Genomic DNA, 12626 nt, shown 5'->3' on the forward strand with positions numbered 1-12626 from the left:
CCGTGCTGGTCAGCCGCCGTAGGGGCGCGTGATCAGCTCCAGCCAATGACCGCCGGGATCGGGGAAGTACACCCCCCGCCCGCCGTCATTGCGGTTGATCTCGCCGGGGTGCTTCCGCTGGGGATCGGCGTAGAACTCGATTCCCCGCTCCCGGATCTTCGCGAACGCGGAGTCGAACTCCGCCTCCGAAACGAGGAAGGCGTAGTGCTGCGGGGTGATCGAGGCGGCGGGAACCGTCGCGAAGTCCAGCGTGACGCTGTTCGCGAGGACGACGGGAAGGAACGGTCCCCACTCCTCGCCGACCGTCAGATCCAGCAGATCCGCGAAGAATTCGGCGGACTCGCGGTTGTCCCGGCAATGGACGATGGTGTGGTTCAACTCGACTGACACGGTGGAATGCCTCCAACGGGCATCTCACGGGCCACCTCCACGCCTCACCCGGCCGGTGACCGACGCGCGATGCCCTGCGGCGATCTTAGACGCGTCGCACGGCAAGGTCGACCGGGCAGGGGTTGGGCCCGCGCCGGCGGGGCACCTGTAGCCCGCGTCGCACAGGTGGATGCGCGCCTCAGGTCGCGTCGAGACGAGGAGAGCACCGATGTCGCAGACCACCGGCACAGGCCGGGAGGAGACCCAGGAGGAGCGGGCGGACCGGCAGTGGTCCGAACTCCTCCAGGAACTGCGCGTCGCGCAGACCGGGGTACAGATCCTGTTCGGCTTCCTGCTCGCGGTGGTCTTCCAGTCACGGTTCGAGGACCTGGGGGACGTCGACCGCGACATCTACGTGGTGACCGTGATGCTGGGCTCCGCGACCGCCGCCACGCTCATCGGCCCCGTCTCGTACCACCGGCTGCTCACCGGCCGCCGGATGAAGCCCGAGACGGTGATCTGGGCCTCGCGGATGACCGTCCTCGGCCTCGTGCTCCTCTTCTGCACGATGTGCTCGGCGCTGCTGCTGATCCTGCGGGTGGCCCTGCACGACGCGACGGCCCTGTGGCTGGTCGGCGGGATGGCCTTGTGGTTCCTGGCCTGCTGGTTCGTCTTCCCGCTGTGGGCCATCGCCAAGGGGCGCTCCGGGCCCCGCGAGAACGACCCGGACACCGCGTAGGGCCTGTCAGGCGGGGCTGCGCACATCGGTCACCGCGAACAGCGCGCCGTCCGGGTCGCGCAGCGTGACCTCGGTGCCTTCGAAACCGGTGCGGTCCTCGACGAGGGCGCCGCCGTGCCGCTCGGCCGCGGAGACCGTCTCCGCGAGGTCCGCCACCGGGAACTGGACCTGCCAGTGCGGGCGCACCAGCGGATCGGCCGCCGCCTCGACGGCCCCGGAGCTGATCCGGGCCAGCGGATGGCCCTCGCACCGCACGATGACCTCGTCGCCCTCGTACGCGACGTCGCAGCCCCCCGGCCGCCCGCTCGCCCAGTCGAGCACCTCGCCGTAGAAGATCGCCGCGTCGAAGGCGTTCCGGGTCCGCAGCCGCAGCCAGGAGTGCGCGTGGTCGGCCGGGGCCGGCGGCGACGTGGAGGGTTCGGTGCGCTCCCACAGGCCGAACGCCGCCCCGTCCCGGTCCGAGGCCAGCACCCCGCGCCCCTTGCCCAGCGTCAGCGGTCCCACCGCCACGGTCCCGCTGCGCTCGCGGACCCGGGCGGCGGCCACGTTCGCGTCCTCCACCGCGAAGTACGGCGTCCAGGCCACCGCGACCTGGTACGCCGAGGAGACGGCGAAGAGACCCGCCACGGGGACCTGGCCGCGGTAGGCGACCGAGAAGTCGGACCCGAGCCGCCCGGGGCGGAAGGACCAGCCCAGGACCTGGGAGTAGAACCGCTCGGCGGTCTCCCGGTGCCGTGTCATGAGGGTGACCCAGCACGGTGCGGTCGGCCCCGTCAGGGGTGCTGCCGAGGAGGCCGTACGGGGATCGCTTCCGGTCATGGTCCACTGCCTTCGTCGGGGAGCGGCGTTCTGCCGGGCCGCTGCGGTCCAGCAACCAGCCTTGACCGGCCCGACCGGTCCCGCAACGCGGGCCGTGCACCGGACCGGGTCACGGCCCGGCGCGCGGCGGGGCGTTCGTGACGTCGAGGAAGACCTGGTCGGCCTGCGGCCACCGGTCGGCCATCGCCTCCCTGATGCGCATCGAGACCTCCTCGACGCGCTCGCTGTCGATGCCGGGGGCGAGGTCGACACGGGCGGCCACCAGGACCGAGTCCATGCCGAGGCGCATCGTCAGCAGCTCGGCGACGTCGTCGATCTCGCTCTGGTGCAGCAGGAAGGCCACCAGCTCCCGGCGCAGCTCCGGATCCACAGCCTCGCCGATCAGCTGGTCGCGGGCGTCCCGGCCGAGGCGGAAGGCGACGTACACGAGCAGCAGCCCGATCCCCAGCGAGGCCGCCGACTCCCACACCACACTCCCGGTGGCGAGACGCAGTCCCATGCCCGTCATCGCGAGCGTCACGCCGAGAACCGCCGTGCCGTCCTCGGCGATGACGGTGCGCAAAGCCGGGTCCAGGGACCCGCGCTGCTCGCCGCGCGCCTGGTGCAGGGCCCGGGTGAGGGAGGTGGCCTCGGCGACGAAGGCGACGCCGAGGACGATCAGCCCCGCCGTGTAGCTCTCGGGCGAGTCGTGGTCGTCCCGGCGGAGTGAGGAGAGCCCTTGGTAGAAGGAGAAGCAGCCGCCCATCACGAAGATTCCGACAGCGGCCAGCAGCGCCCAGAAGAAGCGCTCCTTGCCGTATCCGAAGGGATGACGGGCGTCCGGCGGCCGGCGGCTGCGCCGGAGCGCGGCGAGGAGGAACACCTCGTTGAGGCTGTCGGCGACCGAGTGGGCCGCCTCCGACAGCAGGGCGGGCGATCCGGAGGCCAGTCCGCCCAGGGTCTTGGCCACCGCGATCACGAGGTTCGCCGCGAGCGCGACCAGGACCGTCAGGCGCGTACGCCGGTCGGCGGGCGAGCCGGCCATCACAACCTCCTGGACGGAGGGGGCCGGCGTGACGCCCTCCGGGGGACGGGCAGGTCAGCTGCGGGGCTGTTCCTCGTCCGGGGGCATCGGGTGGTTGCCGTGGTCCTTCAGCTCGTACGGCGACAGGGCGTGACCGTCCTCGGGAAAACGGTCGGAGGAATGCGGGTCGGTCTGCTCGATATGGCTGCGCCGTTCGGGCTTTCGCGGTTGCTCATGAGGCCGGGGCGGCGGCGGTTCGGCGTCGTGCTTGCGCTTGGTCAGGAGGAAGCCGCCGATCAGCAGTGCCACGACGGCCACCGCCACGACGCCCATGAAGATCCCGAGAGCCCCCGTGCCGTCCGCGAGCGGGACCTCGGCGGGCGCGTCGACCGCATTGACTGCCTTCAAAACATCCATGTCTTCGGCATACCCCGGGAGAAGGGTGACAGTCAGCTATTCACAGCAATTCATGTTTTATGGGTATCTCAGGGGAAACGCGTTTCAAGACCGCGAGTCGGGACAGCCCTCCTGCCCGCCCCCGGACAGTCCAGACCCCCGGAAGGAACCACGGTGAACAGCACCCCCGAGCAGAGCGGCCAGGAGCACCCGACGGGCCGGGAGGTGGTGGTCTCGCTGAGCCGCTGCGACACCGAGGACGCCCGGACCGTGTTCGACGTGCTCGCCACCGGCTTCGCCTCCGACCACCCGATGGGCGAGACCCCCGAGCAGGCCTCCGGCCCCCGCCCGACCGTCTGGGTCACCACCGTCGACGTGTCCGAACCGAAGGCCGACGCCGCCCCCGCCCACCTCACCGCACCGGTCACGGTGGACGCCCAGGGCGGCTACTGGGCCGTCGACCGGCTGCGTGCCCACCTCACCGGAGCCTTCGCGGTGAGCGTGGTCGGCACGGCCGCCGGGGACCAGGAGCAGGAGGTCCGGCTGCGGCTGCGGAGCCGCTGACCGGCCGGGCGAGGGCCCGCCCCGGACCCACCCGCAACACACCGGGAGAACAACCGGAAGACGTCCGGGGCGGGATGCGCCCGGCGGCGAAGCGAAAGGCGCACGCATGGATTCCCTCGCTCTCGGAGCGGACCTCGAACCGGAACCGGTCGTCGACGAACACTCCACCGTGACCCTGTCCGTCAACGGCGCGGAGACGACGCTGACCGTCGACCACCGCGCCACGGTCCTGGAGACCCTCCGGGAGAGCTTCGGCCTCACCGGGGCCAAGAAGGGCTGCGACCACGGCCAGTGCGGAGCCTGCACGGTCCTCGTCGACGGGCGGCGGGTCAACAGCTGCCTGCTGCTCGCCGTCGCCCAGGACGGCGCCACGGTCACCACGGTGGAAGGGCTCGCCGACGGCGAGAGCCTGCACCCGGTGCAGCAGGCGTTCGTCGAGCGCGACGCCCTCCAGTGCGGCTTCTGCACCCCGGGCCAGATCTGCTCGGCCGTGGGCATGCTCCGCGAGGCCGCCGACGGGCACCCCTCGCACGTCACCGGGCCGGACACCGCGGCCGGGCCGGCCGCCCTCGACGCCGACGAGATCCGCGAACGCATGAGCGGCAACCTCTGCCGGTGCGGGGCCTATCCCCGCATCGTCGAAGCCATCGAGGACGTGATCGAGTGAAACCGTTCGGCTATGCGCGCCCCGCCTCCGCCGACGAGGCCGTCCGGCTCTGCGCGGCCGGTCCCGGCGCCCGCTTCCTGGGCGGCGGCACCAATCTGGTGGACCTGATGAAGCTCGGCGTGGAGACGCCCCGGATCCTCATCGACGTCTCCGGGCTGCCCCTGGACCGGGTGACCCGGACCCCGGAGGGCGGCCTGAGCATCGGCGCCACCGTGCGCAACAGCGACCTGGCCGCCCACCCCGACGTCACGGAGAACTACCCGGCTCTGTCCCAGGCGGTACTGGCCGGAGCCTCCGGACAGCTCCGCAACGCCGCCACCACCGGCGGCAACCTGCTCCAGCGCACCCGGTGCCGCTACTTCCAGGACGTCTCCAAGCCCTGCAACAAACGGCTTCCCGGCTCCGGCTGCCCCGCGCGCGAGGGAACCCACCGTGACCTGGCGATCCTCGGCCACTCGCCGGAGTGCGTGGCCACCAACCCCTCCGACATGGCCGTGGCCCTCGCCGCGCTGGACGCGACCGTGCTCCTCGTCGGACCCGAGGGCGAACGGACCGTGCCGCTCACCGGATTCCACCGGCTGCCGGGGGAGAACCCCGACCAGGACACCGTGATCAGGCCGGGCGAGCTGATCACCGAGGTGGTACTCCCGCCGCCGGCGCCCGGCACGGCCTCCCGCTACCGCAAGGCCCGCGACCGGGCCAGTTACGCCTTCGCCCTGGTCTCCGTCGCCGCCACGCTCCGGGTGGCGGCGGGCCGGGTGGAGCACGCGACGCTGGCGTTCGGCGGCGTCGCCCACCGGCCGTGGCGGGCCCGCAGGGCCGAGGCCGAACTGCGCGACGCCCCGGCCACCCCGGCCGCCTTCCAGCACGCCCTGATCGCCGAACTGGCCGAGGCGCGGCCGCTGCGCGACAACGCCTTCAAGGTGGACCTCGCCCGCCGCCTCGCCCTGGACGTACTCGGCGAGCTCACCGAGCGGCAGCCCGCCCGCACCGGCTGACCCCGCCCGGCACGGCCGGCCCCGCACGGGCCGGTCGAGCCGGCCGGACCCGGTGAGCACGCCCGGACCGGTCGCCCCCTCGTGGGCCGGTGGACCCGCCCGGACCGCCCGGCATGGCCAACCCGCCCGGACCGGTCGACCCGCCCGGCGTGGCCGCCCCTTCCCGGACCGGTCGAGCCGGCCGGACCCGGTGACCTCGCCCGGCCCGGCCGGCCCCCGCCCGCCCGGCTGGCCTCGTCCCATCGACCGGCCACGTCCTGCCCACCGGCTGCCCCTTCGGCACAGCGGCCGTCCGCCCGCCCGCACCACCGACCCCCGAGGACCCCCGCCATGACCGCGCAAGCCCCGCAGTTCCCCGGAGCGCCCGTCGTCCGCAGAGAGGCCCGGGACAAGGTCACCGGCGCCGCCCGCTACGCGGCCGACCGGACCCCCGCCGGCTGCCTGTACGCCTGGACCGTCCCGGCCGCGATCGCGGCCGGACGCGTCACCGCCGTACGGGCCGTCGACGCCCTCGCCGTCCCCGGAGTCCACTGCGTCCTCACCCACGACAACGCTCCCCGGCTCCGGGAGCCCGACGACCCGATCCTCGCCGTGCTCCAGGACGACCGCGTCCCGCACCACGGCACGCCGGTCGCCCTCGTGATCGCCGACTCCCTCGAAGCCGCCCGGACCGGAGCCGGGGAACTCCACATCGAGTACGAACGCGACCCGCACGACGTCACCCTCACCGAGGACCACCCCGGCCTGTACACGCCCGAGGAGGCCAACGGCGGGTTCCCCGCCGTCCGCGACCGCGGCGACGTGGAGCGGGCCCTGGCCGCCTCACCCGTCCAGGTCGACGCGACGTACCGGATGGACGCGCAGCACAACCACCCCATGGAGCCGCACGCCGCCACCGCCGTGTGGGCCGACGGCCACCTCACCGTCCACGACTCCAGCCAGGGCTCCACCAAGGTCCGCGAGAGCCTGGCCCTGGCGTTCGGACTGGACCGGGAACGGATCACCGTGGTCTCCGAGCACGTCGGCGGCGGCTTCGGCTCCAAGGGCACCACCCGGCCCCAGGCAGTCCTGGCCGCCATGGCCGCCCGGCACACCGGACACCCCGTCAAGCTCGTCCTCCCCCGGGCCCAGCTCGCGGAGGTCGTCGGCCACCGGGCCCCCACCATCCAGCGGGTCCGGCTCGGCGCCGACCTCGACGGCGTGCTCACCGCCGTCAACCACGAGGTGGTCACCCGGACCTCCACCGTGAAGGAGTTCGTCGAGCAGGCCGCCGTGCCCGCCCGCGTCATGTACGCCTCGCCGAACTCCCGCACCGGGCACCGGGTGGTGGCTCTGGACGTGCCCAGCCCCTCCTGGATGCGCGCCCCGGGGGAGGCATCGGGGATGTACGCCCTGGAGTCCGCCATGGACGAACTCGCCTCCGCGCTCGGCCTCGATCCCGTGGAGCTGAGGCTGCGCAACGACCCCGCGACCGAACCGGACAGCGGCCGCCCCTTCAGCAGCCGCGGCCTCGCCGCCTGCCTGCGCGACGGGGCGGCACGCTTCGGCTGGCACGACCGGGACCCCCGCCCCGCCGCCCGCCAGGAGGGCCGGTGGCTCATCGGTACGGGCGTGGCCTCCGCGACCTACCCCGTCCTCGTCTCCCGGTCCACCGCCAGTGCCCACGCCGCCCCAGACGGCTCCCTGACCGTCCGGGTCAACGCCACCGACATCGGCACCGGGGCCCGCACCGTGCTGGCCCAGATCGCCGCCGACGCGCTCGGCGTCGACCCCGCCGCCGTCCACATCGACATCGGCTCCACCGACCTGCCGACCGCCCCGCTGGCCGGGGGCTCCTCCGGCACCGCCTCCTGGGGCTGGGCCGTGCACAAGGCCGCAGCCGGCCTCGCCGCCCGCCTCACCGGACATTCCGGGCCGCTTCCCGCCGAGGGGATCACCACCACCGCCGACACCGAGCAGGAGACCGCCGAGGAGTCCCCGTACGCCCGGCACGCCTTCGGCGCCCACTTCGCCGAGACGGCCGTCGACACCGTCACCGGCGAGGTGCGCGTGCGCCGGCTCCTCGGGGTGTACGCCGCCGGACGCATCCTCAACGCCCGCACCGCCCGCTCCCAGTTCACCGGCGGCATGGTGATGGGCATCGGCATGGCCCTCACCGAGGGCTGCGGCACCGACCCGGTCTTCGGTGACTTCACCGCCAAGGACCTCGCCTCGTACCACGTGCCCGTCTGCGCCGACACCGCCGACATCCAGGCCCACTGGATCGAGGAGGACGACCGCCACCTCAACCCCATGGGCAGCAAGGGCATCGGCGAGATCGGGATCGTCGGCACCGCCGCCGCCATCGGCAACGCGGTCCGCCACGCCACCGGCGCCCGGCTGCGCGGACTGCCCCTGACCCCGGACACCGTGCTGCCCTACCTGCTGTGACCGGGCACGCCCCCTCACCAGCACGGACGGCCCAGCTGTTGCGCGTCCGGCGTACCGGCCTCACCCTGAGGAGTGACCCAGAAGTGATGGATGCTCACGCTTCGTGTTCGGGGGTCGTTCGTACGACGGGGTGAAGCACGTGGGCCTCGTGGTGAGGAGCCTCGACGATGACCGTTCCACTCGACCGGCGCTATGCGGTCGAACTGCAGGTGTCGGCAGAGCGCGTTTCCCAGCTGCGGCGGATCGTCGCCGCACACCTGCGCCACTGGAGTCTCGATCTGCACGTCCGGCCGGTGTGCCGGGCTCTGGACGAGCTCCTGACCAACGTCCACCGGCATGTCGGCGACGGCAACACCTGCGTCCTCGAACTCCGCTGGACCGGACGGCACGTGACCGTGTCCGTCGCCGACAACAGCGCCCGCATGCCCCGGCTGCTGCCGGCCGGCGGCGGGCTGAGCCGGGTCATGGCCCTCAGCGACAGCTGGGGCACCTGCCGGACCACGGACGGCAAAGTGGTCTGGTTCACCCGCTACGCAGAGGCGCCGAAGGCCTCGGGGCTGCTCCCGTACGCCCCGCTGCCCGGCGTCCGCACCGCCCGCGCCGTCCCCGTGGCGGCGCTCGTGTAACCGCCCCGGACCGGGCGGCCCGCACACCGGCCGACGCGGGTCGTGCCCCCCGGCACGCATGATCCGCGTCGGCCGGGTACGTGCGGGGGAGGGGAGGGCCGCGTTGCGCGGACCGGTGCGGCGCGGCACGGTCGGACTACCGATGCAAGGAGGCCACTGCCATGCCCATCGCGACGGTCAACCCCGCGAACGGCGAACTGATCAGGTCATTCGACGCCCACGGGGAAGAGGAGACCGAACGCCGGATCGCCGCCGCGGCGGAGACCTTCCGCCAGTACCGCACCACCCCCTTCGAGCAGCGCGCCGCCTGGCTGAAGCGGGCCGCCGACCTCCTCGACGAGGACCGCGACACCATCGCCCGCACGATGACCCTCGAAATGGGCAAGCCCGTCACCGCGGCCCGCGCGGAGGCGGCCAAGTGCGCGAAGGCGATGCGCTGGTACGCCGACCGCGCCGAGGGCCTGCTCGCCGACGAACACCCGGACCCCGCCGACGTGCGCGACTCCGGCGCCTCCCGCGCGCTGGTCCGCTACCGGCCGCTCGGCGTGGTTCTCGCCGTCATGCCGTGGAACTTCCCGCTCTGGCAGGTGGTGCGCTTCGCCGCACCCGCCCTGATGGCGGGCAACGCCGGGCTCCTCAAGCACGCGTCGAACGTCCCGCAGACCGCCCTCTACCTGGAGGACCTCTTCCACCGGGCCGGATTCCCGGCCGGCTGCTTCCGTACCCTGCTGATCGGCTCGGGCGCCGTCGAGGCCGTCCTGCGCGACCCGCGTGTCGCCGCCGCCACGCTCACCGGCAGCGAACCGGCCGGGCGCTCCGTCGCCGCCACCGCCGGTGACGAGATCAAGAAGACCGTGCTGGAACTCGGCGGCAGCGACCCCTACCTCGTCCTGCCCTCGGCGGACGTGGAGAAGGCCGCCGCCACCGCCGTCACCGCGCGCGTCCAGAACAACGGCCAGTCCTGCATCGCCGCCAAGCGCTTCATCGTCCACGCCGACGTGTACGAGGCGTTCGCCGAGCGCTTCACCGCGGGCATGCGGGCCCTGACCGTCGGGGACCCCCTGGAGGAAGCCACCGACATCGGGCCGCTCTCCACCGAACAGGGCCGCACCGACCTGGAGGAACTCGTCGACGACGCCGTCGGGCGAGGTGCCGAGGCGCTGTGCGGCGGCCGCCGTCCTGCGGGGCTCGGCGGCGGCCTGGAGAACGGCTGGTTCTACGAACCCACCGTGCTCGCCGGTATCACCACCGCCATGCGCGTCCACCGCGAGGAGACCTTCGGCCCGGTCGCCACTCTCTACCGGGTCGCCGACCTCGACGAGGCGATCCACCTGGCCAACGACACCCCCTTCGGCCTCAGCTCCAACGTCTGGACCCGCGACCCGGGCGAGCAGGAACGCTGCGCCCGCGATCTGGAGGCGGGCGGCGTCTTCTTCAACGGGATGACCGCCTCGCACCCGGCCCTCCCCTTCGGCGGCGTCAAGCGCTCCGGCTACGGCCGTGAGCTGGCCGGACACGGCATCCACGAGTTCTGCAACACCACCACGCTCTGGTACGGCCCCGAAGCCTCCTGACACGCCTGCCCATCGCCCGTGTGCCGTCACCCGACGAGGAGACCCGCCCCGTGAGCGAAACCCCCAGCCCCGCCGCCCTCACCGACGACGAACTCGCCGCGCTCGACGCGCACTGGCGCGCGGCCAACTACCTCGCCGTCGGCCAGATCTACCTGATGGCCAACCCCCTGCTGACCCGGCCGCTCGTCCCCGAGGACATCAAGCCCCGGCTGCTGGGCCACTGGGGCACCTCGCCGGGGCTCAACCTCGTCCACACCCACCTCAACCGGGTGATCAAGGCCCGCGGCCTCAGCGCCCTGTGCGTCTGGGGGCCCGGCCACGGCGGACCCGCCGTCCTCGCCAACTCCTGGCTGGAGGGCAGTTACTCCGACACCTATCCGGACGTCGGCCGGAACGCCGAGGGCATGGGCGCGCTGTTCAGGCAGTTCTCGTTCCCCGGCGGCGTGCCCAGCCACGTCGCCCCCGAGACCCCCGGCTCCATCCACGAGGGCGGCGAACTCGGCTACGCCCTCAGCCACGCCTACGGGGCCGCCTTCGATCACCCCGGTCTGCTCGTGGCGTGCGTGGTCGGCGACGGCGAGGCCGAGACGGGTCCGCTCGCCGCCTCCTGGCACGCCGACAAGTTCCTCGACCCGGTCCACGACGGGGCCGTCCTGCCCATCCTCCACCTCAACGGCTACAAGATCGCCAACCCGACGGTCCTGGCCCGCATCCCCGAGGAGGAGCTCGACCAACTGCTGCGCGGTTACGGCCACGACCCGCTGTTCGTCGGCGGCGACGACCCGGCCGCCGTACACCGTGCCCTGGCCGCGGCCATGGACACCGCCCTCGACCGCATCGCCGCCCACCAGCGGGCGGCCCGCGAGGACGGCGTCACCGAGCGCCCCGGCTGGCCCATGATCGTGCTGCGCACCCCCAAGGGGTGGACCGGCCCCGAAGAGGTCGACGGGCAGCCCGTGGAGAACACCTGGCGCTCCCACCAGGTCCCGCTCTCCGGCGTCCGGGACAACCCCCGCCACCTCCGGCAGCTGGAGGACTGGCTGATGTCCTACCGGCCCGCCGAACTCTTCGACGCCGACGGCCGCCCCACCGAACAGGTCCTCGCCTGCGTGCCCGGGGGAGAGGCCCGCCTCGGCTCCACCCCGTACGCCAACGGCGGGCTGCTCCTGCGCGGCCTGCCGCTGCCCGACCTCGCCGACCACGCCGTACGGGTCGACCAGCCCGGCACCGCCCTCCACGAGCCGACCAAGGTCCTCGGCGGCTTCCTGGAGAGCGTCATGGCCGCCACCGCGGACCGCAGGGACTTCCGGGTGGTCGGGCCCGACGAGACGGCCTCCAACCGGCTCGACGCGCTCTACCGTGCCACCGGCAAGGCCTGGCAGGCGCAGACCCTCGCCACGGACGAACACCTCGCCCACGACGGCCGGGTGATGGAGGTGCTCTCCGAACACCTCTGCCAGGGCTGGCTGGAGGGGTATCTCCTCACCGGCCGGCACGGACTCTTCTCCAGCTACGAGGCGTTCGCCCACATCGTCGACTCCATGGTCAACCAGCACATCAAGTGGCTGCGCACCTCGCGGCGGCTGCCCTGGCGGCGTCCCATCGCCTCGCTCAACTACCTGCTGACCTCGCACGTCTGGCGGCAGGACCACAACGGCTTCTCCCACCAGGACCCCGGATTCGTCGACCACATCCTCAACAAGAGCCCCGAAGTCGTCCGCGTCTACCTCCCGCCGGACGCCAACACCCTGCTCTCGGTCGCCGACCACGCGCTGCGCAGCCGGGACTACGTCAACGTCGTCGTCGCCGGGAAGCAGCCGACCTTCGACTGGCTCACCCTGGACGAGGCCCGCGCCCACTGCGCGCGCGGGGCCGGGGCCTGGGAGTGGGCCGGGACCGAGGACGGCAGCCGGGAACCCGACGTGGTCCTCGCCTGCGCCGGGGACGTACCCACCCAGGAGATCCTGGCCGCCGCCGACCTGATCCGCCGCCACCTGCCGGAGCTCGCGGTACGCGTGGTCAACGTCGTCGACATCGCCCGGCTGCTGCCGGAGGCGGAACACCCGCACGGCATGCCGGACTCCGAGTTCGACGCCCTGTTCACGCGCGACAAGCCGGTGATCTTCGCCTACCACGGCTATCCCTGGCTGATCCACCGGCTCGCCTACCGCCGCACCGGCCACGCCAACCTCCATGTGCGCGGCTACAAGGAGGAAGGCACCACGACCACACCCTTCGACATGGTCGTCCGCAACGACCTCGACCGCTACCGGCTGGTCATGGACGTCATCGACCGGGTCCCGGGCCTCGGCGTCCGCGCCGTCGCCGTACGCCAGGAGATGGGGGACATCCGCGGCCGCCACCACGACTGGATCCGCGAGCACGGCACGGACCTGCCGGAGGTCGCGGACTGGAAGTGGGGTGGCTGACCGGCCTGTTCG

Annotated in this window: 12 protein-coding genes; 8 read left to right on the plus strand and 4 right to left on the minus strand. The window is 73.1% G+C overall.

What is annotated here, in order from left to right; all coding sequences use genetic code 11:
• Nucleotides 1-9: 9 nt before the first annotated feature.
• The gene (locus tag KME66_RS32915) at nucleotides 10-390 is read right to left on the minus strand and encodes a VOC family protein (RefSeq protein WP_216328780.1); all 381 of its coding nucleotides are present in this window, start codon (nucleotides 388-390) and stop codon (nucleotides 10-12) included.
• Between the two features lie 208 nt (nucleotides 391-598).
• Between KME66_RS32915 and KME66_RS32920 the strand changes: the two genes are divergently transcribed.
• Nucleotides 599-1108 (plus strand): DUF6328 family protein, encoded by a 510-nt coding sequence (locus KME66_RS32920; RefSeq protein WP_216328782.1) that lies wholly within the window; start codon nucleotides 599-601, stop codon nucleotides 1106-1108.
• Between the two features lie 6 nt (nucleotides 1109-1114).
• Here the strand turns inward: KME66_RS32920 and KME66_RS32925 are convergent, their stop codons facing one another.
• The 3 genes from KME66_RS32925 to KME66_RS32935 all read right to left on the minus strand — a co-directional run bounded on the left by KME66_RS32925 (nucleotide 1115) and on the right by KME66_RS32935 (nucleotide 3347).
• Entirely contained in the window at nucleotides 1115-1927 is an 813-nt protein-coding gene (locus tag KME66_RS32925; protein WP_073223984.1) for a VOC family protein, read from the minus strand.
• Nucleotides 1928-2036: 109 nt separating this feature from the next.
• A complete protein-coding gene (locus tag KME66_RS32930) occupies nucleotides 2037-2951 on the minus strand; it encodes a cation diffusion facilitator family transporter (RefSeq protein ID WP_073223983.1) in 915 nt (304 codons plus the stop codon).
• A gap of 54 nt (nucleotides 2952-3005) precedes the next feature.
• Complete coding sequence (locus tag KME66_RS32935) at nucleotides 3006-3347, minus strand: DUF6479 family protein (RefSeq protein ID WP_073223982.1); 342 nt, start codon at nucleotides 3345-3347, stop codon at nucleotides 3006-3008.
• 153 nt (nucleotides 3348-3500) lie between these two features.
• Between KME66_RS32935 and KME66_RS32940 the strand changes: the two genes are divergently transcribed.
• The 7 genes from KME66_RS32940 (at nucleotide 3501) to KME66_RS32970 (ending at nucleotide 12614) form a co-directional block, all read left to right on the plus strand.
• Nucleotides 3501-3890 (plus strand): hypothetical protein, encoded by a 390-nt coding sequence (locus KME66_RS32940; RefSeq protein WP_216328784.1) that lies wholly within the window; start codon nucleotides 3501-3503, stop codon nucleotides 3888-3890.
• 106 nt (nucleotides 3891-3996) lie between these two features.
• A complete protein-coding gene (locus tag KME66_RS32945; protein ID WP_073223980.1) occupies nucleotides 3997-4557 on the plus strand; it encodes a 2Fe-2S iron-sulfur cluster-binding protein in 561 nt (186 codons plus the stop codon).
• The gene (locus KME66_RS32950) at nucleotides 4554-5555 is read left to right on the plus strand and encodes a xanthine dehydrogenase family protein subunit M (protein ID WP_073223979.1); all 1002 of its coding nucleotides are present in this window, start codon (nucleotides 4554-4556) and stop codon (nucleotides 5553-5555) included. Before KME66_RS32945 ends, KME66_RS32950 begins: the two co-directional genes overlap by 4 nt.
• 330 nt (nucleotides 5556-5885) lie before the next feature.
• The gene (locus KME66_RS32955; protein ID WP_216328786.1) at nucleotides 5886-7985 is read left to right on the plus strand and encodes a xanthine dehydrogenase family protein molybdopterin-binding subunit; all 2100 of its coding nucleotides are present in this window, start codon (nucleotides 5886-5888) and stop codon (nucleotides 7983-7985) included.
• A gap of 167 nt (nucleotides 7986-8152) precedes the next feature.
• Nucleotides 8153-8611 (plus strand): ATP-binding protein, encoded by a 459-nt coding sequence (locus tag KME66_RS32960; RefSeq protein ID WP_073223977.1) that lies wholly within the window; start codon nucleotides 8153-8155, stop codon nucleotides 8609-8611.
• Between the two features lie 161 nt (nucleotides 8612-8772).
• Nucleotides 8773-10185 (plus strand): NADP-dependent succinic semialdehyde dehydrogenase, encoded by a 1413-nt coding sequence (locus KME66_RS32965; protein WP_216328788.1) that lies wholly within the window; start codon nucleotides 8773-8775, stop codon nucleotides 10183-10185.
• A gap of 50 nt (nucleotides 10186-10235) precedes the next feature.
• Nucleotides 10236-12614 (plus strand): phosphoketolase, encoded by a 2379-nt coding sequence (locus KME66_RS32970; RefSeq protein ID WP_216328790.1) that lies wholly within the window; start codon nucleotides 10236-10238, stop codon nucleotides 12612-12614.
• Nucleotides 12615-12626: the final 12 nt, after the last annotated feature.

It is taken from the genome of Streptomyces sp. YPW6 (assembly GCF_018866325.1).
Taxonomy (GTDB): Bacteria; Actinomycetota; Actinomycetes; order Streptomycetales; family Streptomycetaceae; genus Streptomyces.

Coding starts and splice junctions, on each gene's coding strand:
- KME66_RS32960 (WP_073223977.1), top strand. CDS start 8,153: ATGACCGTTCCACTCGACCGGCGCTATGCGGTCGAACTGCAGGTGTCG.
- KME66_RS32955 (WP_216328786.1), top strand. CDS start 5,886: ATGACCGCGCAAGCCCCGCAGTTCCCCGGAGCGCCCGTCGTCCGCAGA.
- KME66_RS32930 (WP_073223983.1), bottom strand. CDS start 2,951: ATGGCCGGCTCGCCCGCCGACCGGCGTACGCGCCTGACGGTCCTGGTC.
- KME66_RS32945 (WP_073223980.1), top strand. CDS start 3,997: ATGGATTCCCTCGCTCTCGGAGCGGACCTCGAACCGGAACCGGTCGTC.
- KME66_RS32920 (WP_216328782.1), top strand. CDS start 599: ATGTCGCAGACCACCGGCACAGGCCGGGAGGAGACCCAGGAGGAGCGG.
- KME66_RS32925 (WP_073223984.1), bottom strand. CDS start 1,927: ATGACCGGAAGCGATCCCCGTACGGCCTCCTCGGCAGCACCCCTGACG.
- KME66_RS32935 (WP_073223982.1), bottom strand. CDS start 3,347: ATGGATGTTTTGAAGGCAGTCAATGCGGTCGACGCGCCCGCCGAGGTC.
- KME66_RS32965 (WP_216328788.1), top strand. CDS start 8,773: ATGCCCATCGCGACGGTCAACCCCGCGAACGGCGAACTGATCAGGTCA.